The 24,114-nt window shown below is 41.9% G+C and carries 22 protein-coding genes and 1 pseudogene; 14 read left to right on the top strand and 9 right to left on the bottom strand.

Going from position 1 to position 24,114, the window contains the following annotated elements:
- Positions 1-99 precede the first annotated feature (99 nt).
- Positions 100-1,131 (bottom strand): lipase secretion chaperone, encoded by a 1,032-nt coding sequence (locus FPL17_RS03460; RefSeq protein ID WP_159886769.1) that lies wholly within the window; start codon positions 1,129-1,131, stop codon positions 100-102.
- 83 nt (positions 1,132-1,214) lie between these two features.
- Positions 1,215-2,231, bottom strand: coding sequence for a lipase family alpha/beta hydrolase (locus tag FPL17_RS03455; RefSeq protein WP_151715279.1), 1,017 nt, complete (start codon positions 2,229-2,231; stop codon positions 1,215-1,217).
- A gap of 279 nt (positions 2,232-2,510) precedes the next feature.
- Here FPL17_RS03455 and FPL17_RS03450 point away from each other — a divergent pair, with 279 nt between their 5' ends.
- Positions 2,511-3,530: a helix-turn-helix domain-containing protein gene (locus FPL17_RS03450; RefSeq protein ID WP_159883269.1), complete on the top strand. Its 1,020-nt coding sequence runs from the start codon at positions 2,511-2,513 to the stop codon at positions 3,528-3,530.
- Positions 3,531-3,586: 56 nt separating this feature from the next.
- On the top strand, positions 3,587-4,162 hold the full coding sequence (locus FPL17_RS03445) for a flavin reductase family protein (RefSeq protein WP_159883267.1): 576 nt from the start codon (positions 3,587-3,589) through the stop codon (positions 4,160-4,162).
- 39 nt (positions 4,163-4,201) lie between these two features.
- Here FPL17_RS03445 and FPL17_RS03440 read toward each other — a convergent pair whose 3' ends face one another.
- Positions 4,202-4,771, bottom strand: coding sequence for a hypothetical protein (locus FPL17_RS03440; protein WP_159883265.1), 570 nt, complete (start codon positions 4,769-4,771; stop codon positions 4,202-4,204).
- A 150-nt stretch (positions 4,772-4,921) separates the two neighbouring features.
- Entirely contained in the window at positions 4,922-5,692 is a 771-nt protein-coding gene (locus tag FPL17_RS03435) for a 3-hydroxyacyl-CoA dehydrogenase (protein WP_004806439.1), read from the bottom strand.
- A gap of 143 nt (positions 5,693-5,835) precedes the next feature.
- Here FPL17_RS03435 and FPL17_RS03430 point away from each other — a divergent pair, with 143 nt between their 5' ends.
- The 4 genes from FPL17_RS03430 to FPL17_RS03415 all read left to right on the top strand — a co-directional run bounded on the left by FPL17_RS03430 (position 5,836) and on the right by FPL17_RS03415 (position 9,560).
- Positions 5,836-6,894, top strand: a complete 1,059-nt coding sequence (locus tag FPL17_RS03430; protein WP_159883263.1) for an AraC family transcriptional regulator — start codon at positions 5,836-5,838, stop codon at positions 6,892-6,894.
- 15 nt (positions 6,895-6,909) lie between these two features.
- A complete protein-coding gene (locus FPL17_RS03425) occupies positions 6,910-7,542 on the top strand; it encodes an FMN-binding negative transcriptional regulator (protein ID WP_159883261.1) in 633 nt (210 codons plus the stop codon).
- 194 nt (positions 7,543-7,736) lie between these two features.
- Complete coding sequence (locus tag FPL17_RS03420) at positions 7,737-8,711, top strand: aliphatic sulfonate ABC transporter substrate-binding protein (RefSeq protein ID WP_159883259.1); 975 nt, start codon at positions 7,737-7,739, stop codon at positions 8,709-8,711.
- A gap of 3 nt (positions 8,712-8,714) precedes the next feature.
- On the top strand, positions 8,715-9,560 hold the full coding sequence (locus FPL17_RS03415; protein ID WP_159883257.1) for an ABC transporter permease: 846 nt from the start codon (positions 8,715-8,717) through the stop codon (positions 9,558-9,560).
- Here FPL17_RS03415 and prmC read toward each other — a convergent pair.
- Together prmC and prfA are read right to left on the bottom strand one after the other, a co-directional pair.
- Positions 9,557-10,372, bottom strand: a complete 816-nt coding sequence (prmC, locus tag FPL17_RS03410) for a peptide chain release factor N(5)-glutamine methyltransferase (RefSeq protein ID WP_159883255.1) — start codon at positions 10,370-10,372, stop codon at positions 9,557-9,559. The two genes, FPL17_RS03415 and prmC, sit on opposite strands and share 4 nt — an antisense overlap.
- Positions 10,372-11,460 (bottom strand): peptide chain release factor 1, encoded by a 1,089-nt coding sequence (gene prfA / locus FPL17_RS03405; protein WP_005204369.1) that lies wholly within the window; start codon positions 11,458-11,460, stop codon positions 10,372-10,374. The genes prmC and prfA overlap by 1 nt, the downstream gene beginning before the upstream one ends.
- Before the next feature lie 238 nt (positions 11,461-11,698).
- Between prfA and yiaA the strand changes: the two genes are divergently transcribed.
- The 8 genes from yiaA to FPL17_RS03365 all read left to right on the top strand — a co-directional run bounded on the left by yiaA (position 11,699) and on the right by FPL17_RS03365 (position 18,533).
- Positions 11,699-12,166, top strand: a complete 468-nt coding sequence (gene yiaA, locus FPL17_RS03400; protein WP_005187715.1) for an inner membrane protein YiaA — start codon at positions 11,699-11,701, stop codon at positions 12,164-12,166.
- A 237-nt stretch (positions 12,167-12,403) separates the two neighbouring features.
- On the top strand, positions 12,404-12,832 hold the full coding sequence (locus FPL17_RS03395; RefSeq protein WP_004806422.1) for a hypothetical protein: 429 nt from the start codon (positions 12,404-12,406) through the stop codon (positions 12,830-12,832).
- 145 nt (positions 12,833-12,977) lie between these two features.
- Positions 12,978-14,348, top strand: coding sequence for a prephenate-dependent tRNA uridine(34) hydroxylase TrhP (gene trhP / locus FPL17_RS03390; protein WP_159883253.1), 1,371 nt, complete (start codon positions 12,978-12,980; stop codon positions 14,346-14,348).
- Between the two features lies 1 nt (position 14,349).
- Positions 14,350-14,604 (top strand): YfhL family 4Fe-4S dicluster ferredoxin, encoded by a 255-nt coding sequence (locus tag FPL17_RS03385; protein ID WP_159883251.1) that lies wholly within the window; start codon positions 14,350-14,352, stop codon positions 14,602-14,604.
- A gap of 170 nt (positions 14,605-14,774) precedes the next feature.
- The gene (locus FPL17_RS03380) at positions 14,775-15,710 is read left to right on the top strand and encodes an ABC transporter permease (protein ID WP_159883249.1); all 936 of its coding nucleotides are present in this window, start codon (positions 14,775-14,777) and stop codon (positions 15,708-15,710) included.
- A gap of 2 nt (positions 15,711-15,712) precedes the next feature.
- A complete protein-coding gene (locus FPL17_RS03375; RefSeq protein ID WP_159883247.1) occupies positions 15,713-16,591 on the top strand; it encodes an ABC transporter ATP-binding protein in 879 nt (292 codons plus the stop codon).
- Between the two features lie 53 nt (positions 16,592-16,644).
- Complete coding sequence (locus FPL17_RS03370; RefSeq protein ID WP_159883245.1) at positions 16,645-17,661, top strand: isopenicillin N synthase family dioxygenase; 1,017 nt, start codon at positions 16,645-16,647, stop codon at positions 17,659-17,661.
- Positions 17,658-18,533 carry a hypothetical protein gene (locus FPL17_RS03365; protein WP_159883243.1) on the top strand — a complete coding sequence of 292 codons (876 nt, stop codon included), beginning with the start codon at positions 17,658-17,660 and terminating at the stop codon, positions 18,531-18,533. Before FPL17_RS03370 ends, FPL17_RS03365 begins: the two co-directional genes overlap by 4 nt.
- A 132-nt stretch (positions 18,534-18,665) precedes the next feature.
- Here FPL17_RS03365 and FPL17_RS03360 read toward each other — a convergent pair whose 3' ends face one another.
- The 3 genes and pseudogenes from FPL17_RS03360 to uca form a co-directional block, all read right to left on the bottom strand.
- The gene (locus FPL17_RS03360; protein WP_159883241.1) at positions 18,666-19,697 is read right to left on the bottom strand and encodes an ABC transporter substrate-binding protein; all 1,032 of its coding nucleotides are present in this window, start codon (positions 19,695-19,697) and stop codon (positions 18,666-18,668) included.
- Positions 19,698-19,769: 72 nt separating this feature from the next.
- Positions 19,770-20,207, bottom strand: coding sequence for a CopG family ribbon-helix-helix protein (locus tag FPL17_RS03355; RefSeq protein WP_005187690.1), 438 nt, complete (start codon positions 20,205-20,207; stop codon positions 19,770-19,772).
- A 301-nt stretch (positions 20,208-20,508) separates the two neighbouring features.
- Positions 20,509-24,113 (bottom strand): annotated as a pseudogene (gene uca / locus FPL17_RS03350) (urea carboxylase).
- Position 24,114: the final 1 nt, after the last annotated feature.

Raw genomic sequence — 24,114 nt, 5'->3', positions numbered from 1 at the left:
AATCTACTACCAGCCCTTTAGCTTATCACATCGGTTCTTGCTCATGATCCACCCTAAATCCTCTACGACAGATCTGAATTATCACATCACCCTATTGATTTACTTTCGATCATGCATCATTTCATAAGACTGAGCTCTTAATAAATCTTCTTTAGTTCCAAAGGATTGATTACGTAATTGATTAATCGACTGTTGTTTACTTGCATCACTTGCATCACTTTTTAAAATTTGGTCACGTTCAGCCAAATATCCATTTACCTGCGTTTGCCATCCAGCTTCTTCTTGATCAACCTTTTCCAAACGATCCGCTGCTTCAGGCCCTAATAAACTTTCACGCATATTACGAAGCTCTTGTGCAGAACCGCCCTTTTCCCGTACCTCTTGAGTCAGTTGCTGCAATTCAGCAAATTGCATCGAAACCCGAACACCATCAGCCAATGTCGCAGGAAGTTGATCAATCAATTTCGCCAACTCAGCCGCCTTTTGCTGAGCGGTCAGGGTTTTATTGGCATGAATACGCATTTGATCGATATTAAACTGGTTCAAATTACGTTCATTGCCAAATAAAGCATTGATCTCAGCCGCATTAAAAAACTGCTGTTGTACTTTGTACATTTGCTCAATCACTTTTTGATAACCGTCAATATCACCGGTTTTAAAATTACCGGTCGGTTTTATATTTTTTAAGGCGTGTGTATAAGCAACATATTGATCTAGCAGATAACTGGCATAACTTGAAGCTGTGTCAGGTAATGTCGCAGTGAGATACTGTCGAATATCAGCAATCAATTCCGTTTCAGTTTTTTCACCTAAACTGGAAAAGAAATAATCAAAACAGCTGCGAATACCGACCGTTAAAACTAATTTACCATTGGCATCGACCTGAATTGGACAATCAATTTCAGTGCCTCGTAATGAAGAGGCTAGGACTGGCATTTTGCCTTGTTGATTATTTTGCGGACCTGCCTCTAAGCCATTTTCGGAGACCTGTGATTGAGCCTGCTGATTTGGTGCTTGCTGAGTATTTTGAGGATCTGGTTTAAATATCCAATAGATTAAAGCCAACAAGAGCAATAAACATGCGATTAAAACTATACTAATGGTTTTATTATTCAAAAATTTACCGTTCATCATCCCTTGCTCTATTTATCATTCTTTCTTTGTTTGAACCGTTAAAGCCAAAGGAGCAACGGATTACTCCTTTGGTAAATGGATTATAAACCTTGATTTTTTAAACGATTTGCTTGAGTACGATAAGGTGTTACTGGGTTCTGTAAGAATCCAACTAAACCAAGGATCTGATTCACCTCATCCAAATGGTTAAATGCATAATTGTCACGAATCACGGTGCCCAAATGACTCGAACAACGCGGCACTAAGCCATCATTTTCACCAGAAATCAGTAAAGAAGTTGCTGTTAATGCATAATCCATTGGATCTAAAGCATTGGTAAACGGACTGGTTCCACTCCATGAATAATAACGTACACCATTGACCAGTTCTGTTCCTGAACCACAAGCTGTGGTTGGTACACCTGCTGGAAAACGTTGGTTAAAGTTTGCTGAACCGCTAGTGGTTAATGAATTTAAGCCCGCCAGTGCATCTTGATCATAATAATGACCTGAACCAATCCCCACCAAAGAGAAGAAGGCATTCACCCCTGCTGCGATCACGGGTGCCAATGCTGGACCCACAGGTGACTTAACCACTGAGTCAACCACATCTGCAACATCTGAACCTTTGGTTGGACCACCTACTGCTGTGACTGACGCAATTTTATTCGGCAACAAACTTGCGACATAACGAACTGATTGAGAGCCATGACTATGGCCAATTAAGTTAATTTTCTCCGCACCTGTAATCGCCAATACTTGCTTCGCCTGTAGCAATAATTGCTCACCGCGTACTTCTGATGAATTAAAAGAAGCTTGCTGTGCAACAAAGACATTCGCTCCATTGCCCACCAAATCTTCGGTGATGCCATTCCAATATTGCAAAGGGCCAACCGCAGAAAACCCAGCCATCCCGTGTGCGAGTAGAATTGGATACTTGGTTTTTGCATAGCTTGATGTAACACTGGTGCTACCGCCGACTGAACAAGAGTTCACATTACAGTTTTGCCATGATGCCTTTGGTGCAAAAAAATCAAACAAACCTGCATGTACCACAGATCCACTACTCACCAACATGCCCGCCATTAGCGCCATGACATTTAAATATTTTTTCTTCACGTTCTGCTCCTAGCATTTTTCATTTTTATTACAACGATTTAGTCTTTTTTCTTCGTATCTGGAATCATTCCGAGCATACAAACGACTGGCAGAAATTATACTCCTTCGAAATATTGTGTGATTTTTAGACTAAAACAAACTGTGCCAAAATCATAACAATTCGTGCCAAAATTACGCTGGATTGATAAAATTCCGATGAATGCACATTTTCAAATCCATCACTCTGCTTTAATTTCAGAATGAATTGGATCAGCTTTAAAATGGAATTTACTTCGCACTATGAGTATTCCCCGTCTCCATAATCAGCATTTTATTAGCAGTTCTTATGCTCACCTACTGAGTGAAGTGGTTTCACAATGGAATATATCTGTTGAAACATTATTTTGGGGCACTGGCGTTGAGATCGATAAACTACATGATCTGAATTATAAAATCAGTCTGAACGCCTTTAAAAAAGTGATTGCTCGAACTATTGAACTGACACAGGAACAAGGCATTGGTTTCTATGCAGGCACACAGTTAAAAATCAGTTCGCATGGCTTACTCGGTTTTACCGTTGCCATTTCAAAAAATGCCTTAGAAGCGATTGAAACCATTAATCAATTTGTCAGCTTGCAATGTTCATTTGTCGAGTTAAATTTTAAAGTTGAAAATAAGCTCGCCTATTACAGCATTGCCTATGATCGTTCCTTGCTGAATTTTAATGATGAATCAGATACACAAGCCTACGAATTTAGCTGTATTTTCTTTCTGACTGGTTTTGTGCATTTGGTCCGTTTCTTTATCCCATACTTCAAACCTAGCATCGACCTACAATGTAAATACCCTGACTATTTTTCTCGTTTTGCAGAGATATTGACATCGACTTTTGCAGAGATACGTTATGAACAGCCCTATACCCGCTTAATTGCTGCTGCAACTTTTCTAGACGCGCCACTTAGTATGGCCGACCCACTCACCGCAGAAAAATTTAAATTACTGTGCCAAAAAGAATTGGATGAACTACTTGCAACCCAAGATATTTTACAACGAGTCAAATATCTGATTGATGATAAAACAGAAGGCTTACAGAGTATTGATCAAGTTGCTCAAAAGCTAAACCTGACCAAAAGAACCTTACAACGGATGTTGCAAGAAAAAATGATCAGCTTTCAAACTTTATATGATGAAGTAAGAAAGGAAAAAGCAAAAAAACTGATGTTGAATCCTTTTATCACCAAAGATGAACTTGCTAAAAAATTGGGGTATTCATCTCTCTCAAGTTTTAATCGTGCCTATAAACGTTGGAAAATTGAATAAAGTTTTACAGAATTTTATGTAACAATGGAGCGATGTCTCAACCTTGTGGATGTTATATGAGTCAGCCAGAAATTACCGCAGTTGAACTTTCCAAAGCTTATCGCCTGCTCAATCATGGCCCGACAGTCTTGGTTTCTGCTCAATATGGGCAAGAGCGCAATGTCATGGCAGCAGCTTGGGCTTGCGCACTGGAACTTACACCTGCCAAAGTCACAGTGGTTTTAGATAAAACGACCAAGACTCGCCAATTGGTAGAGCAAAGCGGTTATTTTGCCTTACAAGTGCCCTGTTATGCGCAAATTGATATGGTGCATCAACTTGGAACCATCAGCCAGTTTGATCATCCAAGCAAGTTAGAAGAATGCAAAACTGAATTGTTTTACCAAGATGATTTTCCTGTCCCACTGGTAGCAGGTAGTCTGGCTTGGCTGGTCTGTAAAGTGATTCCAGAACCACATAATCAACAAGCACATGATCTATTTATCGGCTCAGTGGTGGGTGCTTGGGCTGATTCACGGGTATTCTGCGATGGACATTGGCACTTTCAAGAGGCCAGTAAAGCGTTGCGCAGCCTGCATTACATTGCAGGCGGTACATTTTATTTGATTGGGGATGAAGTTAAGGCCAAATAGTCTTTAATATAAGGCAAGGCAAAACCAGCTTTGCCTCTTTTATTGATCATTGATTTTCATCAACTCATGATACATAAGATCTAAAAACTGCTGCTGTTCTTGGTCATTTTTAAAGTAGCGTTGATAGTTGGTACTACAGCTTTGCACATCGGCAATATTGACTTTATTAAATGACCAATCCTTTCGATCTTTGATACTGATGCCTAGATCATCATCACAACTCTGCCATAACTGAGAAAATCTGGTTCGCTTAGCTGCATCTAATTTTTTAAAGTCAGGATACAAAGAATAGCCGCGCATAGCTGAATTAAAAAACTGTGAAATCATGGTGACTGGTACACCACCCCAATCGATGCTTTGACCAATGGGCAATCGAATATCGGTCAGTTTATTTTCTGACATAATCTGGTCTTGTTTGCCTTTTTTAAAGTACTGTTCTTTATAGACCAAGGTGGTTCCTGCGGGAACATGAATTTTTTTAACCAACATCGGTTGCTGTGTCACATAGTAGGGATAATTCGGTCTTGAGTTGCCACCTGTCGGGTTCATATTCCCCACACAACCTGCTAAAGACACAGTCATAGCAGATAAAAAGATCTTGGTTTTCATCGTTGTTATTATCATCCATATCAATATTCTGATTCGACCTTAAAACGAAATCGATTCGGACACAATATCAAATACCAAAGTAAAAACCGCTGTGACATCCACAACGGTTTTAAACAAAATCAGAGCATAATCTCCGAATTAAAGTAAAACTTACTTGGCTGCCATACGGATTGCACCATCCAAACGGATCACTTCACCATTCAAATAAGAGTTTTCAGCAATATGCGCCACTAAACGCGCGAACTCTTCTGGACGACCTAAACGTGATGGATAAGGCACCATTTGTCCCAAGGCATCTTGCACATTTTGAGGCAAACCTTTCAACATTGGCGTTTCCATAATTCCTGGGGCAATGGTCATGACCCGAATACCATGCCGCGCTAACTCACGTGCAATCGGTAAAGTCATCGCCACCACAGCCCCTTTTGAAGCTGAATAAGCCGCTTGTCCAATCTGACCATCAAAGGCAGCCACTGACGCAGTATTTACAATTACGCCACGATCTTCATCACCTTCTGCTACGGTATTTTTACTCATGGCATCTGCTGCAAAACGCAGCATATTGAATGTACCCGTCACGTTGATATGCAAGGTTTTAGAGAACATTGCCAAATCATGTACGCCTTCTTTACCGACGACTTTTGCAGATGGGCCAATGCCGGCACAGTTGATCAAACCATAAACGCTGCCATGTTTTGCCAATACATCTTTAAAGAACTGTTCTGCTGCCGCTTCATCGGTCACATCCAGTTTTACAAATTCTGCTGCTGCACCCAATGTTTGTGCTTGTTGCTCCCCAGCTTCGATATTCATATCAACCAAAGTGACAGAAGCCCCCTTTTCAACTAAATATTCTGCTGTTGCTGCACCTAGACCTGAACCGCCACCTGTAATAACAAAATGTTTTCCCTGAATTTTCATTTACGTTTCCTATCAAATTAAAGATATAAATTTTTATAACTAAGCCTAAAGGCAAGTATTTTCCGATACAATTTCAAAAAGTAGCAAATTTGCTGCGGCTTTTGAGCATTCGATTTCATTTTTCTCCTGTATTTTATTGATATATGAACAAAAACCTCAACCTCGATCTTAATTCGGCTAAGGACACCATTTCAAATGCTTTAATCCGTGAGGCGTTGAGTGTTGCTGCAAGTCGTGGGTTGAATATTGTCAGTATCGCCAATCGAGCAGGTATTTCAGCTGAACTATTGACCTCCTCCAAGGCACGAGTTCCCGTGGCACAATGTGCGCAGTTATGGGTCGAAGTTGCTGAAAGTATGAATGATGAGTTTCTTGGTATGGATACTCATCCCATGCGCCGAGGCAGTTATAGCCTATTAGCAAAATTAGCTTTTAATGCTGAAACCCTTGAGCAAGCCATTCAAGAAATCTTAAAATTTTTAAGTTTGGTACTGGATGATATTCGGGGTGAACTGATTCAAAAAGGCAGTAAAGCCTATTTGATCTTGCATGATCGTGAGCACCCGAAACGGATGTTTACCTATTCAACCTATTTAATGTTGGTACACAGTTTGATGTGTTGGTTGAGTGATCAACGCATCGGATTCCACAAAATGAGTTTCAGATGCCACCCACCTGTGGAAATACAAGATTATCGGGTACGGTTTTGCGAGAACATTCAATTTAATGCCGAGCAAAATCAAATCGAGTTTGACGCGCATTATCTCAAGCATAAAATCAAAAAAGATAAACAAGCGCTCAAAGATTTTCTTAAACACACACCTTATAACCTGATTGTACGCTTTAAAAATGAGAACTCGTTAAGCTTGCAAATCCGCCGTCAACTGCTGCTACAGCCACCATCGCAATGGGATGAACTGAAAGAGATTGCCCAGCAACTGAATATGTCGACTGCTACCATTCAACGTCGTTTAAAGCAAGAAGGTGTCAGTTATCAACAGCTTAAAAATGACATTCGCTGTGATATAGCCATTGAACGACTGAGTAAAAGCAATGATTCAATCCAGAACATCAGTGATGATTTGCATTTCCATGACCCAAGTGCTTTCCACCGTGCCTTTAAAAAATGGACGGGAGTCAGTCCCGGCAGCTATAGGAAGTCTTCACCCAATAAAAAGAAACGGTTGGGTCATTTAGAATAACCGAAGGAGTAGACAATGTATTTGCCTGAAATATTTGAAGAAACAGATCTTGAAAAATTATACCAACTGATTCAGGACTACCCTTTTGCCACACTGATAAGTCACAGTACTGAAGGTTTAGAAGCCAATCATTTACCCTTTCATTTATTGCGTGATGAGCACAGCCAAACAGCGACACTGATTGCGCATATTGCCAAGAATAATCCGCTACACACTCAAATTGAAAATGGCGCAGCGGTTTTAATTATTTTTCAGGGTGAACACGGTTATATCTCACCGAATTGGTATCCGAGCAAGCAACAACACCATCGACATGTGCCCACCTGGAACTATCAAGTGGTTCATGTCAAAGGAAGCATCAATTTCTTACATGATGAAAAAGCACTACGCGGCATCTTGGCCAGACTGACACGTACCCATGAAGCCAAACAAGCAACGCCTTGGAAAATGTCGGATGCACCAGATGACTATATTGCTCAAGAACTGCAAGGCATTGTCGGGATCGAAATTCCGATCTCACAGATCACGGGAAAGTTTAAACTCAGCCAAAATCGGGAAAAGCCAGATGCTCTGGGCGTGGTGGATGGACTACAACAACAAGATGAAAGCCGTTTAGCCAATGCAGTACAGCAATATATCGAAGATTAAGCTGAGGATATCACTATATTTTCAATAGCAGCCCAACGTAATAATCAACATTGTTCATGAATAAAAACAGTGTCTTGAGACCAATTTGATTTTTATCTATTATCATGATTTCTAAATCAAAATAACTCAGTTGGGATGCTCTGTGATCCATGTAAAGATCGCTGATATTTCATTATACGGCGCTGATTTAGCTCATGTCTTTCCTTTCTAAATTACCTCTCTCTAAGAATTTATTCGCTTTAGGCTTCTCTACGGTATTTATATCCTCCAGTTTTGCTGCCATTCCCACCACACTTAAACTTGACTATGCCTACTATGCGCCAACCAGCTTGGTGGTGAAAGATCAAAAACTGTTAGAAAAAGCCCTTCCCAATACCGAAATTAAATGGGTATTTAGCCAAGGTAGTAACCGTTCTCTAGAATATTTAAATAGCAATAGTATTGATTTCGCTTCAACCGCGGGTTTGGCTGCAGTACTCAGTCGCGCCAACGGCAGCCCAATCAAGACGGTCTATATTCAAAGCCAACCTGAATGGACAGCATTGGTTGTTCCTGCAAATTCTCCAATCAAAAACCTCAAAGACCTCAAAGGCAAAAAAATTGCTGCAACCAAAGGTACAGATCCTTTCCTGTTTACGCTACAGGCATTGGATACAGTCGGATTGAATAAACGTGATGTTCAATTGGTTCATTTACAACACCCAGACGGCAAAACTGCATTAGAACGCGGTCAAGTAGATGCATGGGCGGGACTTGATCCCTTAATGGCATCTGCACAAATCCAATCTGGGGCTAAATTGCTTTATCGTAATGTTGCGTTTAATAGTTATAGCGTCTTGAACGTCAAAGAAGAGTTTAGTAAACAAAGCCCAGAAGCGATTGAGGCGGTAATTAAAGCCTACGAACAAGCACGAAAATGGGCCAAAGCCAATCCAGATAAAGTTGCAGCGTTGTTAGCAAGTGAAGCGAAACTGCCTTTACCTGTTGCAAAATTGCAGTTGAGCCGTACCAATTTTGAACAAAACATTCCATCTGCTACACAAGCACAGGCACTGAAACGATCAGGAAAAATCCTGACGGAAGAAGATTTGGTCAGAAAAGGAACTGATGTCAATCAAGTGGTTGATCAACTACTTGACCCACGCTTTGCTCAAAAAGTTGTGAAATAATCCATGCGCAATTCAAGTCACAAAGCAGAGCTAACGGATTTTCTAGCTCAGCAAAGCGCACAAACAAATAAAAAGCGTTTTAGCCCAAACCTCATTCGTTGGCTAAAAGCATTGCTACTTCCTACTCTGCTGTTAATACTCTGTGAATTTTTAGTCAGAAATGGCGATATCGATGCATATTTACTTCCTGCACCCAGTAGTTTGTGGCAATCTTTTTGGGATTTGGCTCAAACTGATTTACTGCAGCACATTTACATCAGTACACGGCGGGTACTCATCGGTTTTGCAATCGGTAGTGGTTTCGCTTTAATTTTTGCGATTTGGGTCGGCTTAAGCAAAGAAGTAGAAGCCTATTTAGAACCCACTTTTTCCGCACTCAAATCCATTCCAAGCCTTGCATGGATTCCATTATTATTACTTTGGTTAGGGATTGATGAATCTTCTAAAATCACGCTGATTGCGATAGGTGCATTTTTCCCGACCTATACCAATACGGTCGCAGCCATCCATAATGTAGATCGAAAACTGATTGAGGTTGGAAAGGTCTATCGCCTCAATGCATTGCAACGGGTTATCTCCATTGTGTTGCCTGCTGCTTCTTCTGGAATCCTGACCGGTTTACGCAATAGCTTGAGCTTATCGTGGATGTTTATGATTGCAGCGGAACTGATTGCCGCAACTCAAGGAATTGGTTATCTACTCAGTGATGGACGAGAAACTTCACGCCCAGATATTGTAATTATTGCGATTATTTTATTGGCTTTGCTTGGAAAAATATCCGACAGTTTGATGAAACTACTGGAAAATAGATTATTAGGTTGGCGTGATAGCATCCACAAACAAGCTTAGATCCAACAGGCCAAGGTCACGCGGTCATTTTGTCCGTAGTCCTGAATTGTTTTAATCTGGCTAAAATGATGCTGCTCAAAAATATCACGTACTGCTTGGCCTTGGTCATAACCATGTTCAAGCACAATCCAGCCATTCGGTTTAAGCCAGTCTTTACCTTGGGTGATGATAATCTCAATATCTGCCATACCCTGCTTATCTGCAATCAATGCACGCTCAGGTTCAGACTTGAGCTTTTGCATATGCACATCGTCAGGATCAATATATGGCGGATTCGAGACAATCAGATCAAACTGTTGCTGTTCTAAAGCCTCAAACCAAGCGCCACAAGCAAACTTGACCTGCATGAGACCATGTCGAACGGCATTGTCCTGCGCCACCGCCAAAGTCGGTGCATAGATATCAGTTGCAATTACTTGCCACTGTGGACGCTCACACGCGAGTGACAAAGCAATCGCACCTGTGCCTGTACCTAGGTCAACAATATTGGCTTGTGAACTTAAAGGCAGTTTTAATACCGTTTCCACAAGGATTTCGGTATCGGGACGCGGCACCAAAGTGTCATGGGTGACTTTTAAATCGAGCGTCCAAAACGGTTGTGAACCTGTGACATAGGCCAACGGTTCACCTTGTTCGATACGAGCCAGCCCATCTAAATAAGCTTGCTCCTGCATTTCAGTCAGTTCTTGCTCAAGTCTTAATTTAAGTTCTAAGGCATTGATCCCCAAAATATGTTCGAGTAGCCACGCCGCCTCTTGACGTTCATAGCTATCAATTTCACCTTTGATCTCTAATGCTTGAGCAATATTCATTAGCCGCCATTTTCCTGTGCAAGCATCGCCAACTGATCCGCTTGATATTCACGGTGTAAGCTATCCAGCAATTCAGTTAAATCACCTTCCATAATTGCATCTAACTTATATAAAGTCAGGTTGATACGGTGATCGGTCATACGACCTTGCGGATAGTTATAGGTACGAATACGCTCTGAACGGTCACCCGAACCAACCAAGTCACGGCGCATTTCTGAGGTTGCTGCATCTGCTGCCGCACGTTTGGCATTTTCTAAACGTGAAACTAATAAAGCCATCGCTTTGGCTTTGTTCTTATGCTGAGAACGCTCTTCCTGACATTCCACCACCACACCCGATGGAATATGGGTAATACGCACTGCTGAATCAGTTTTGTTAATGTGCTGACCACCCGCACCTGATGCACGGTAAGTATCAATACGCAAATCGGCAGGATTGATTTCAACAGTGGTATCTACATCGACTTCTGGCAGAATCGCAACCGTACAAGCCGAAGTATGTACACGGCCTTGTGATTCAGTCGCAGGGACACGTTGTACGCGGTGTGCACCACTTTCAAATTTCAAGCGACCATAGACGCCTTCGCCATCAATACGGCAAATGATTTCTTTATAGCCGCCATGCTCACCTTCATTTTCAGAAAGCACTTCGATACGCCAGCCTTGTGTTTCAGCGTATTTGCTATACATACGGAATAAATCACCCGAGAAGATCGCAGCTTCATCACCACCTGTACCCGCACGCACCTCAAGATAGGCTGCGTTGGCATCATTTGGATCTTTCGGAATCATCAACACGTTTAACTGCTCTTCAAGCGCAAGCAAAAGTGCTTTATTTTCTTTGATTTCTTCCTCGGCCATGTCTTTGAAATCAGGATCTGATTTCATCATTTCAGCCGTTTCGATATCTTCTTCCGCTTGACGATATTTGCTCCAAACCTCGGTGATTTCAGTTAAATCATTGTGTTCACGGGACAGTTTACGAAAACGTTTATTGTCCGAAATTACTTCTACATCAGCGAGTAATGCAGTCAGCTCTTCGTGACGATCACAAAGTTGATCGAGTCTTAAACGGAGTGATGCTTTCATGGGCGGAATATCTCAAAATCTAAAGACTCAGTGCCAATGAAGCACGAGCAAAATCAAAAAATTGCGCATAGTTTACAGACTCTACTGCTTAAAAGACATAGAGAATCAGGGGAACTTACTATTCCTCACCCATTTCATCACAAATTGTTCAGTTTTAGTTTTCATTGCTTGTTCTCTGATCAAGGCTTATATATAAATAATGAAAGACAAATAGAAAGATAAAACAATAGGATAATCTATGAATAATTTTATAAACCGCCCCACCTCAGCCTTTATTGCTGCGAGCTGGGTGGCCTTACTTGCAGGTGGCGTTGGCTTTATGATTGGTCTATGGAATGCCAATATGCCCTTGCATGAAAAAGGCTATTATCTGGTGATCTTGCTTTATGGACTTTTTTCTGCGGCTTCTTTACAGAAAACCGTGCGTGACCAACTCGAAGAAATTCCCGTTACGGCGATTTACTATGGGCTATGTTGGGCTTCGATGGCACTTTGTATCGGTCTTTTATTGGTGAGCTTATGGAATGCGGATCTGAGCATGAGTGAAAAAGGCTTTTACATCATGTCTTTCTTATTAAGTCTGTTTGGCGTAGTCGCAACCCAAAAGAATATCCGTGACTTAAATTATCTACGTTTGCAAACTGAACTGAATCCTCGTCAGCTCAAACTTGAAGAACAAGCTGTAAAAGATGATCAATTAGATTAATTAAAAAATGAATGAAACCTTAAAACAAGGTTTCATTATTTTTGTGCAGTGATTAACTATCTTATTGTTTAATCGAACTTAACCCTCATTCTTCGATATTCTTAGCAACAAAACACTACAATCCAGACACTAAAGAGTAATAATTCAGGAAAGCTTCTCCACACTTTCATATGCAAATTTTGTTACATTTGCAGCCATGAAAAAGAGGTCCGCCATGTTTCGGACACGGAGTCAAAAATGAAATTAAATGCTTGGTTATGTGCTGCTGTTTTTGCGAGCTCATCATTGGTTACTGCTGCTCATGCTGATAATGCAACCCGTGTTGCTGCGACGTCTGCGCTTGGTAGTGTTGTAGGTACTGCAATTGGTAAAGAAATGGGTGGAAACAGCGGTGCAATGATTGGCTCTGCACTCGGTGGTGCTGGTGGTGCAGCGGCTGCAAGTAGCAAACGTACCCGTACTGAAGCTGCCATTGGTGGTGGTTTAGGTGGCGTGGGTGGTTATACTGTCGGTAAAAACCTCGGTGGTACGACTGGCGGTTATATCGGTGCTGCTGCTGGTGCGGCAGGTGGTTCTGCTCTAGGCCGTAAAGTAGGTCAAGACCGTGACTATGACAATTACCAGTCTAAAAAATACAAGAAGAAAAGAAAGCACCGTCATCACTAATTCTAAAAAGCACCTTCGGGTGCTTTTTTATGGCCTAGATTTTTCCTAAACATCTATAAAATCCTGAGCAAAATGCTAGGTTGAATCCTTGTACTGAACTTTCTAGAATAATTCCTTATTTTTTATATGCCTTTTATGCTGCATCATGAATACTGAATTACTCTCTCCTGCTGGTTCACTTAAAAATATGCGTTATGCCTTTGCTTATGGTGCCGATGCGGTCTATGCAGGCCAACCACGTTATAGCTTACGCGTGCGTAACAATGAATTTGACCATGACAATTTAAAAATCGGGATTGATGAAGCCCACACCCTAGGCAAAAAATTTTATGTGGTGGTCAATATCCAGCCACATAACAGCAAGCTCAAAAACTTTATCCGAGACATTGAACCGATTATTGCCATGCAGCCAGACGCATTGATTATGTCTGATCCTGGTTTGATTATGTTAGTACGTGAATATTTCCCCGAGATGCAGATTCATCTGTCAGTACAAGCCAATGCCATTAACTGGGCCACAGTAAAATTCTGGAAAGACTATGGTCTAAGTCGCGTGATCTTGTCACGAGAACTTTCGCTCGAAGAAATAGAAGAAATCCAGAAACATGTCCCTGAAATTGAACTGGAAGTGTTTGTACATGGTGCACTATGTATGGCCTATTCAGGACGTTGCTTGTTATCGGGCTATATGAATAAACGTGATGCCAATCAAGGGGCCTGCACCAATGCATGTCGTTGGGACTATAAAATCCACTCAGCGCAAGAAGATGCCAATGGTGATGTCATTCCTGTTCAGCAAGTCGATACCCAACAGCAATGTTGCTCACAGACATCAAACAACAGCACAATTACGGCGCAAACTGTTTTAGTGCAGCGTAATGATGAAGACATGTTTGCCGCCGAAGAAGATGAGCATGGCACCTATTTCATGAACTCCAAAGACCTACGTGCAGTACAGCATGTCGATCGTCTGACTCAAATGGGTGTTGCTTCTTTAAAGATCGAGGGTCGTACCAAATCTTATTTTTATTGTGCTCGTACTGCGCAGATTTACCGCAAAGCCATTGATGATGCACTGGCAGGCAAAGTCTTTGACCCAAGCCTGATGACTCAACTGGAAGGATTGGCCAATCGTGGTTATACCGAAGGCTTCTTGCGTCGTCATGTGCATAGCGATTATCAAAATTATGCAGACGGATCATCACATTTTGACTATCAACAATTTTGCGGCGAAGTGATGGGTCGCAATGGCGGCTATATTCGCATTGAGGTTAAAAACCGCTTTGTGATTGGTGATTCGCTTGAATTGATGACACCCAAAGGCAATATCAACTTCAAATTAGAACAGATGCGTGATCTTAAGGGCAATGCCATTGAAAATGCCAAAGGTTCAAGTCATATCGTAGAAATCCCACTCTCCGCTGAGATCGATATTGAATATGCCCTATTGATTCGTAATTTGCCGCACGCCACAACCGAGTTGCAATCTGCAGCACTTGCCTATTCGGCAGATTGATATGGCACTCATCATTACCAATGCATGTATCAATTGTGATATGTGCTTGCCTGAATGCCCCAATCAAGCGATTAATGAAGGTGCAAAAGTCTATGAAATCGACCCACAACGTTGCACTGAATGCGTCGGTTTCTACACAGCACCCACCTGCCTCGCTGTCTGTCCCATCGATTGTATTCAGTCTGACCCAGCGTGGGTAGAATCTCCTGATCAACTGCTTATAAAATTCAACAACCTGAATCTATTCAAGCATTAAGGACTCACTTACAGATAGGCACAAACACATTAAAAGCATTACAAAGTGCCTATCTCGCTTTTCATTGAATGCACTTCATCCTGATTTTGCGATTCAGCATCTGCACTGGCATCAAAATTGCTAATTAGTATTACGTTTTATTCAATTAGTATTACTACGGGTGTGCACCTATGCATCATTCAGTATTGTCAAAAAGGAAAAAGCTCTACTTGAGTTTGGGATCTTTTCTGATTCCCATCTTAATCTGGAGCTGTGTCAGTTACTTACCTTTTATCTGGCATCCACAAGTTCAAATTACCAATGCAGGCTCAGCCACTTATCTACAGGCAGGCACCCGAATAGATAAGCAGGCTTATTATGCAGAGGCTCAAGATGCCGTCAATCAAGGCAAAACACCGCCTACAGGTATTCTGGTCAATCCAATTTATTTGCCTGCACCGCATCAAGTGGCGAAAGCACTTTTCACCTCGTTTACCACGCCCCCACAACAGGCCGATGCACCTTGGTTACATCAAAGCCTGTGGCACAGTATCAAGATTGTATTTACGGCGTTTTTTATCTCTTCATTGATCGGTGTGCCACTTGGTATTCTGTGTGGCTTTTCCAATACCATTTCCAAGCTAACTGAACCCTTTGTCGAGTTTTTTCGCTACCTGCCTGCACCTGCCTTTGGGGCATTGGCGGTGGCGATTTTAGGCATTAATGATGCTCCGAAAATTGCCATTATCGTAATTGGAACCTTATTTCAGCAAATTCTGATCATTGCCAATACCACTCGAATGGTTGATCGCGGCTTGGTTGAAGCAGGCTATACACTAGGCACCAATAACCTTAAAAGCCTGTTCCATGTGGTAATCCCAGCGGCACTGCCTGATATTTATCGAGATCAACGAGTGTTGCTGGGTTGGGCATGGACCTATTTAATTGTGTCGGAACTGATTGGTGCTACCTCAGGAATTACTTGGTTTATTACTCAACAAGCGCGTTATCAAAATTTCGATAATGTTTATGCAGCTATCCTGATTATTGGGGTGATTGGACTGTTATGTGATTTGATTCTAATGAAACTCGGCAGTTCCCTGTTTAAATGGAAAAAAGGAGTATAAATATGACGGATAATTTTGATGCCAAATCCTATTTTGAGCATATTTATACGCGTCCCGTGATGCTGGAAACCAAGCAACTGACGCAAATTTTTCAACATGGTGATTCAGAACGCACCGTGCTGAACCAAATTGATTTACGCATTCATAAACGTGAGTTTGTCTGTGTGATTGGTCCTTCAGGATGTGGAAAATCAACCTTAAGCCGTGTGGTAGCAGGTCTAGATGACTACCATAGTGGTGAAGTTCTGGTTGAAGGGCAAAAGATTAAAGGCCCGAGTTCAGAACGTGGCATGGTGTTTCAAGGCTATACCTTATTTCCATGGAAAACCGTTAAAGAAAATGTGATGTTTGGCCCTTTGATGAAAGGCATCAGTCAAACCCGTGCCGAAGAAATGGCGCGTGAATGGATCAATATTATTGGCTTAGAAAAATATGAAAATCAGTTTCCACATGAACTTTCAGGGGGGATGAAACAGCGTGTCGCCATTGCCCGCGCCTTAGTCAATGAACCCAAGATTTTACTCATGGATGAACCTTTTGGGGCACTCGATCCCTACACCCGACAAAAAATGCAAAAGCATCTCATGGACTTATGGCAAAACATTGATATCACTATTTTATTTGTCACGCATGACATGGATGAAGCCATTTTACTGGCAGATCGTATTGTGGCTTTAAAAGCCAATCCGGGTGAAGTCAAAGAGATTATCGAAGTCGATTTACCACGTCCACGAAGCATGGAACTGATGCATTCACCTGAATTCAAACAGCTACGGCAGCGTGTTGATCTATTGGTGCATCACCAAGAGGAAGCCCTAGATCCCGCGTTGCAGGATTTACCTAAAATTCCACGTATGACCCAAATGAGTACACAGAAATAAAATAGCGTTTGGGACGACCCAATCTGCTTCATTTATTGCTGGACGACCAGCCAATGGTGAATCTCATGAACCATGATTATGTGTTGCCCTTAATTGATATTTCACTCCTCAACAGCGCGAGTTTAGAAGATCACAAACAAGTAGTGAAGCAACTTGATCAAGCCTGTAAAGACGTCGGCTTCTTATACATTCAGGGGGAGCAATTTCAACCTGAACTGTTCGATCAGTTAAAACAAACCGCGCAGCAATATTTTAACCAAGACCACACCACTAAAATGCAGCATTATATTGGCCTTTCAGAAAATCATAGTGGTTATGTGCCAATCGGTGAGGAACAATTTAAAGCCAATGTCTATGATCTAAAAGAGTCCTATGACATCAATTATGACTATCTCGGAGAGCTGCATCGTCGTCCTTTGCTTGGCCCAACGCTATGGCCTGAAGATGCCCACTTTAAACACACTGTCTTAAATTATTATCAACATATCAAAGCCATCGGCAATCAGCTATTTAAAGCTTTTGCTTTGGCACTTGATTTGAATGAGGACTTTTTTGAACCACATTCAAAGCATGCACCGAGCCAATTGAGGCTGATTCACTACCCTTACAATCCCGAGGCTGAAGATCAATCGGGTATTGGCGCACATACCGACTATGAATGTTTTACCCTTTTATTTCCAACGGCTGAAGGTTTACAAGTCCTTAACAAACAGGGTGAATGGATCGATATTCCCTTAATCGAAAACACCATGGTGATGAATATTGGTGACATGATGGAAATCTTATCCAATGGTCGTTATCTAGCCACCAAGCATCGTGTTCGACGAGTGCAGCAAGAACGTTTCTCTTTTCCGCTGTTCTTCTCCTGTGATTATGACTATATGATTCAACCACTGATTCAAAATGAAGCGCCGTTATATCCGCCAATGAAAGGTGGTGAGCATCTATTTAATCAAACCGCTCAAACTTTTATGTACCTCAAGCAACGCATTCAGTCGGGTGAGCTGGTACTTGAAAATGCCCGTCCGCTGTACTCTTTTGGTTTAAATGAGCAGGGAGCAAGCGAATGAATCTAATCAACTTATTAGCGCAACTTGAGCCAACAGTAATTGATGATCACTTCCCCTTACCACGCTATTTACTGGGATGCTTTAGACGTAAAAGTATCAGCTTCTTTAGTGGCATGACCGATGAAAAAACTATTGTGTATTGGTTTCAGTCCAAATCTTTTAGCATTGATCTACGACTGATCGATGCCAATCAAACTGCAGTGCATGAGCGACAAGGATGGATTGGCGATACTTTATGGGATTCAGAGCGCGAATTACTCTCTTGGCAGGTTCATCAGAACTATCAAAATCATATTCAATGGCCTGAACCCGCCAAGCTTTACCCGATCGGCAATAGCATTTTAGAGTTCTCACCTTCCCATGCCTACGTAGAGGATTGGCGACAACAGGCTCAGCATGGCTTATTGCTTGGTTTACGTCTATTTCAAATGCAACATGTGGCAACACAAAAGATTGTACCTATGGATGGGGGCTTGATGATCTGCGATCAACACATGGCTTATGCACAATCACGCCTTCCCCAACAACAAAATCAACTGAGGAATGGTCCAATTGATCATCCTGAAAATGATCTCAAAGCCATTGAAAGCTATGAAGTCTCGGTTGCATTAAATGGTTCTTCTATTGGTTTTAGTACAATCACCAGTCGTTTGCAGCAATCAATTTCACTGGATGATTTTGAAATAGAAGATGCCAAGACCCTGACTCAACTGAAACAGATTGAAAGTGAACTGTATCGGCTTTATTTTCATTTGGATATCTATCAGCCTAATTTTGTATTTCATACCACAACCGCAACCACCACGGATACACAACAATGGTTGGCTGCTGAACAAAAGCATTTATTAAAAAATGCCACACGGACTTACTAATCCTGTTTCTATCTGATTGATCTAGACAAGGACGATTGTGATAAAGGGTTCTATCACAATCGTCCTGTTGATTTAGAATCTGAGAATATAAAAAATCGCTCATTAAGAACGATTTTTTATACCAGAAAATATCTATTTCAACTCATCCACCAAAGCCGGATAGATCAAGCCATCTACATCCACTTCAGTTTTATAAATACCATTACTGACATTAAATTGATTGACGTGATAAGTCGAACCGTAAATTGAGTCAAAACCTGTTCCCTTCTGGAACACTTTCTTATTCGCAGCAATATTCAGTAAATGCGTCCCCTCAATAAATTGCTCATATTGTTGAGGATCAACACCAACACGATTGGCCATGATTTTTACGGCATCCGCGTGTGTGGCAGGGTCTTGGATATATTTCACCGTTTTATCCCACACCTGGATCAGCTTTTTCCAGTCTTCTCTATGCGCCGATAAATGAGTTGGATTTACCGCCAAGGTATCGTAAATCAAGCCTGGTTTATCTTTAGAACTATAAATAATCTTGGAACCTGCGACAGCTTTTAGAGCTTGATTGGCAACAGGTTGCCAAACTGCAATTGCAGCAACATCCTGACTGCCAAATACTTGAGGAAGTTCATTGGTCACCGAATTGACCAGTTTAATATCTGAAAAAGGAATCTTAGCGTCGGTTAAAGCCGTCGATAACAACAAGTGATCGACCAATCCTTTTTCTGTAGCAATGGATTTGCCTTTTAAATCCTGAAGACTATTGATGCCATTCTTGGCAATAATCACATCATTACCCGCAGAATAATCGGTCACCATAATGATCATACCCTTGCTTCCCCCGGAGGCATTGACCAAATTATCGCCATTGGTAATAAACACCGCATCCAGTTGATTGGCGGCAAAAGCAGAAATTGATGCTGAATAATCAAACCATTTAAATTCGACATTTAAGCCTGCGTCTTTTAACCAGCCTTTTTCAATCGCCACTTGCCAAGCCACCCAGCCCGGCCAATCACTATACCCAATCGTCATTGGAGTCGTTGATGTCGCATCTTTGGTGTCGGTTGCCTTCTCCGCCGTTGGTACCTTAGCCGAATTATCACACGCTGTAAGACCCAGTCCCAACAGTACAGAAACGGATAAAGTTACTATTGTTTGCTTCATAATCACCCCATATCTTTTTTGAAAATTTTGCCCACATCTAAATCATGTATTTAGCGACAATACTGACGCTTGCTAATCGTTTTGCTGTAAAGGTGGCATTACGGCATCCATGAGTTCCAGATGCCCTTTAATCACCCCTTTTAAGGCAGTAAATTGTTGGCTAATCTGTTTAAGGTCATTGCTACCACCTTGTAACAGCATGACTTCCAATATTTTTTGTTGATCCAGTTGAATATGTAATGAACTGATCACCTGTTCTAAAAACTTCTGCTGTAAGTCTAAGAGTTGCATACGCAGTGGCATACAACTGGCGTCATACAACAATGTTAGTGTGCCGACCATGACTGCATTTTGCTGTGCCTGTTCAGCAATGAGATGCTTGTTGATCATGTCGACAATAGCCTGAGAGCGACTTTCATAATGCTCTTCGACAATAGTTTGATCTAAGGCCTCAACCGTTTTTTCAGGGACGGTAATACTGATTCGAGTTAGTTTAGGACGAGCATTCATAATGATCAGACTACTGTTTAGGAAGCTGGGTTTGCTTTACATACAGACCTGCTCGGACGCTCAGTAAATTGGCAAAACAGCGCGCTGCAACTTTGAAATACTGAATTAGGATTGATTGCGTTTTCATAACCACCTCAGCCTTAGTAATACCAAATTTATAATTCGTAATATTTAATGCAGTATCTATGCCAGTTTTTTAGCCAATTAAAGTAGAAAAAACCGTGTGAATTGCTGAATAAATGCACATAAAAAAAGCCCTATGTTTCATCATAGGGCCTTTTCTGCATCATGAATTTAATCGTTATACAGCAGGTGCAAGCGTGAATAATGCCTGTCCTGTTTTTACCGTTTGCGCTTTATCAATCAAGATACTATCAACTTTCATTTTTGCAGGCGCAAGGATTGGGATTTCAATTTTCATTGCTTCAATCACTGCCAAAATTTCACCTTCTTCAATAATATCTCCCACGGTACATTCAATTTTCCAGACAGATCCTGGCATATGTGACTCCACGATCATGCCACCGTTTGGAACTGTGATCTCTGAATCATCTAGGACTGCATCTAGACTTTCAGAAACATATTCAGCTAAACCCGCTTCGTGCCATCGACGGCGTTCCTCTTCAAAATTGCTTTGCTGAACCTGTTTAAAAGCCTGAATACTACTCTCATTTTCTTTCAAAAAGGCATTATAATCCTTCAGATTAAGCACACCCTCTTCAATTCTTAATTGCAAACGACCTGCTTTAAAGTCTTCACGCATTTCCAATAATTCAGACTCAGATACTTCATAAAAACGGATTTGGTCAAAGAACCTAAGCAACCATGGCTTGTGCTGTTCAAAATTCGGATTTTGACGATAACGACTCCACACCTGTGTGGTACGTCCTACAAACTGATAGCCACCCGGCCCCTCCATACCATAAACACACATATAAGCCCCACCAATTCCGACCGCATTTTCAGGCGTCCATGTTCGTGCAGGATTATATTTAGTGGTGACTAAACGATGTCTTGGGTCAAGTGGTGTGGCAACAGGTGCACCCAGATAGACATCACCCAAACCCATCACCAAATAAGCGGTGTCATAAACCACATCTTTTACCGCTTGCTTCGATGCAAGACCATTGATACGGCGAATGAACTCGATGTTATCTGGACACCACGGTGCATCAGGACGAACCAATTGCGTATATTTTTCGGTTGCAAGCTGCGTTTGTGAATCTTCCCAAGCTAAGGGCAAATACACCGTTCTAGACGGTACCTGCATATTTTCAATATCAGGTAATTCACTTTCAGCCACCTGTAACAAGCGCAGTAAATCCAGTTGCTCTAGAATCATTGAATTATAATGAATCTGTAATGAACGAATACCTGGGGTTAGATCAATGATGCCCTGAATATTTTGTTGCTGTACCCATTGCATCAGGGCATGAATACGGAAACGTAAATTAAGATCCAGAACCAGTTCACCATATTCGACTAACAGATATTGGTTTCCAGCGGGGCGATAGCTCACTTTGGGTTTATCAGCACCCTGATCCAAAGTCGCCAACACCGCATTTTTTAAAGTAACAGGATCAGCTTTGAACACAGGTGAAAAATTAACCTTCGATATCGTTTCATCCTGTAAAGCCGATTGATAGCGTTGTTCTAACTGTTGCGCCTGCGCATAGCTAACAGGAATAAATCTGACTTTATCGCCTGCTTTCAGTTGCCCCAACTTCCACAACTCTGAGTTAATCACCACCGCAGGACAAACGAAGCCGCCTAAACTCGGGCCATCAGGTCCTAAAATAATCGGCATATCCCCAGTGAAATCAATTGCACCGATGGCATAGGCATTGTCATGGATATTCGATGGGTGTAAACCAGCCTCGCCTCCATCAATCCGCGCCCACTCAGGTTTAGGACCAATCAAACGAATGCCGGTACGACTCGAGTTAAAATGAATCTCCCAGTCTTGATCAAAAAACATGGCAACGTCATTCGGCGTAAAGAAATCTGGTGCACCATGCGGGCCATACATGACCGCGATTTCCCATTCGGTTTTAAAACGTGGGATTTGTTCAGGCTTTAATGCAACTGTTTGCTCGATTTTCGCTTCAGTGATTGGCAATATATCACCAATCAGTAAGTTACGCCCTGCATGACCACCAAATTTCCCCAAGGTAAAGGTGGCTAAACTGCCTAAATACGCAGGCAGATTAAATCCATGTTTAATCCCAATATAACTGCGACAACCTGTACTGATACGACCACATTTTAACACCTGCCCTTTACGCACATTGATCGTTGACCACATCGCGACAGGTTGACCATCTAGGCTAGCCTCCATCTCACCGCCAGTAATGGCAATTTGACTATCACAATGAAATTTTAAAGTTGGCCCGAGTAAAGTACATTCTAGCCCCGAACTATTAAACGTGTTGCCTAATAATTGATTGGCTACATTCAGGCTCAATGCATCCATCGCACCTGAAGGCGGAACACCAACATCCCAATAGCCCAAGCGACCTGTGACGTCTTGCACTGCAGTTTGAATCCCTGCCTGCAACACCTCTACTTTTTGAGTTTTCCATTCAAAATGATTCAAGAAACGCGTGGTCTGTGTGCCTTGCTGAAACACCTCACCCGCGATAATTTCCTGTAAATACTCGAGATTGGTTTCAATCCCTGCAATTTCGGTATTGCTTAGGCTATTTTGCATGGCAGCAATGGCCTGTTCACGATCTGCTGCTGTGACAATAATTTTTGCAATCATCGGGTCATAGAATGAAGAAACATTTGAGCCTGTTTCCACCCAAGTTTCCACCCGTGACTGAGGGTCAAATTTGACACTGGTCAATAAGCCTGCGCTGGGTTGAAAGTTTTTGATCGGATCTTCGGCATATAAACGCACTTGAATCGAATGAGCTTTGGGTGGCGCAATCTGTTGCGGTGCTTGCCAATCCCCACTGGCCAAATTCACCATCCATTCAACCAGATCAACGTCATAAACCTGTTCCGTCACCCCATGTTCCACTTGCAAGCGTGTATTCACTTCTAAAAAGTAGAACTGTTGTGTATCGGTATCCATCACAAATTCCACCGTACCCGCGGAACGATATTGCACCGACTGCATCAATTGAATCGCAACTTTTTGAATATAATTACGTTGCTCATCATTCAAATGCGGTGCAGGTGTTTCCTCAATCACCTTTTGATTACGGCGTTGCACTGAACAATCACGCTCACCAAGCGCAATGACATGGCCTTGACCATCACCGAAAATCTGTACCTCAATATGGCGCGCATTTTCGACAAACTTTTCCAGATACAGTCCTGCATCTTTAAAATTCGCTTGTGCCAGATAGGAAACGGTTTGATAGGCTTCTTTTAATTCCTGTTCATTCCAAACCAAACGCATACCAATCCCACCACCACCCGCGGTGCTTTTCAGCATCACTGGATAGCCAATCTGATCGGCCTGAAACAAGGCATCATCCAAGTCGATGAGCAACTGACTACCTGGAAGTAAAGGTACATTGTTTTGAATTGCCAATTCACGTGCGGTATGTTTTAGACCAAAATCACGCATTTGCTGTGAGGTTGGGCCAATGAAAGCTATACCGTGTTGCTCACAGAGATCACAAAATGCGGCATTTTCCGATAAAAAACCATAACCAGGATGAATCGCTTCAGCCCTGTGTGCTGTGCTGCAGCAAGGATTTTTTCAATATTTAAATAGCTTTGCTGTGCAGCTGAATCACCGATAAAAATCGCTTCATCTGCCAAACTGACATGTAAGGAATCTCGGTCTGCTTCGGAATAGACCGCAACCGATTGAATCCCAAGTTTCTTTAAACTACGAATGACGCGGCAGGCAATCGCCCCCCGATTAGCAATCAGTACTTTTTTAAACATT

It is taken from the genome of Acinetobacter dispersus (assembly GCF_009884975.1).
GTDB classification, from domain to species: Bacteria; Pseudomonadota; Gammaproteobacteria; order Pseudomonadales; family Moraxellaceae; genus Acinetobacter; species Acinetobacter dispersus.
The sequence above is the reverse complement of the archived record's forward strand: the minus strand, read 5'-3'. Positions and strand labels throughout refer to the sequence as shown.

Excerpts from the sequence above, each read along its gene's own strand:
- FPL17_RS03460 (WP_159886769.1), bottom strand. The coding sequence starts at position 1,131 with ATGAACGGTAAATTTTTGAATAATAAAACCATTAGTATAGTTTTAATC.
- FPL17_RS03450 (WP_159883269.1), top strand. The coding sequence starts at position 2,511 with ATGAGTATTCCCCGTCTCCATAATCAGCATTTTATTAGCAGTTCTTAT.
- FPL17_RS03445 (WP_159883267.1), top strand. The coding sequence starts at position 3,587 with ATGAGTCAGCCAGAAATTACCGCAGTTGAACTTTCCAAAGCTTATCGC.
- FPL17_RS03440 (WP_159883265.1), bottom strand. The coding sequence starts at position 4,771 with ATGAAAACCAAGATCTTTTTATCTGCTATGACTGTGTCTTTAGCAGGT.
- FPL17_RS03435 (WP_004806439.1), bottom strand. The coding sequence starts at position 5,692 with ATGAAAATTCAGGGAAAACATTTTGTTATTACAGGTGGCGGTTCAGGT.
- FPL17_RS03430 (WP_159883263.1), top strand. The coding sequence starts at position 5,836 with ATGAACAAAAACCTCAACCTCGATCTTAATTCGGCTAAGGACACCATT.
- FPL17_RS03425 (WP_159883261.1), top strand. The coding sequence starts at position 6,910 with ATGTATTTGCCTGAAATATTTGAAGAAACAGATCTTGAAAAATTATAC.
- FPL17_RS03420 (WP_159883259.1), top strand. The coding sequence starts at position 7,737 with ATGTCTTTCCTTTCTAAATTACCTCTCTCTAAGAATTTATTCGCTTTA.
- FPL17_RS03415 (WP_159883257.1), top strand. The coding sequence starts at position 8,715 with ATGCGCAATTCAAGTCACAAAGCAGAGCTAACGGATTTTCTAGCTCAG.
- prmC (WP_159883255.1), bottom strand. The coding sequence starts at position 10,372 with ATGAATATTGCTCAAGCATTAGAGATCAAAGGTGAAATTGATAGCTAT.
- prfA (WP_005204369.1), bottom strand. The coding sequence starts at position 11,460 with ATGAAAGCATCACTCCGTTTAAGACTCGATCAACTTTGTGATCGTCAC.
- yiaA (WP_005187715.1), top strand. The coding sequence starts at position 11,699 with ATGAATAATTTTATAAACCGCCCCACCTCAGCCTTTATTGCTGCGAGC.
- FPL17_RS03395 (WP_004806422.1), top strand. The coding sequence starts at position 12,404 with ATGAAATTAAATGCTTGGTTATGTGCTGCTGTTTTTGCGAGCTCATCA.
- trhP (WP_159883253.1), top strand. The coding sequence starts at position 12,978 with ATGAATACTGAATTACTCTCTCCTGCTGGTTCACTTAAAAATATGCGT.
- FPL17_RS03385 (WP_159883251.1), top strand. The coding sequence starts at position 14,350 with ATGGCACTCATCATTACCAATGCATGTATCAATTGTGATATGTGCTTG.
- FPL17_RS03380 (WP_159883249.1), top strand. The coding sequence starts at position 14,775 with ATGCATCATTCAGTATTGTCAAAAAGGAAAAAGCTCTACTTGAGTTTG.
- FPL17_RS03375 (WP_159883247.1), top strand. The coding sequence starts at position 15,713 with ATGACGGATAATTTTGATGCCAAATCCTATTTTGAGCATATTTATACG.
- FPL17_RS03370 (WP_159883245.1), top strand. The coding sequence starts at position 16,645 with ATGGTGAATCTCATGAACCATGATTATGTGTTGCCCTTAATTGATATT.
- FPL17_RS03365 (WP_159883243.1), top strand. The coding sequence starts at position 17,658 with ATGAATCTAATCAACTTATTAGCGCAACTTGAGCCAACAGTAATTGAT.
- FPL17_RS03360 (WP_159883241.1), bottom strand. The coding sequence starts at position 19,697 with ATGAAGCAAACAATAGTAACTTTATCCGTTTCTGTACTGTTGGGACTG.
- FPL17_RS03355 (WP_005187690.1), bottom strand. The coding sequence starts at position 20,207 with ATGAATGCTCGTCCTAAACTAACTCGAATCAGTATTACCGTCCCTGAA.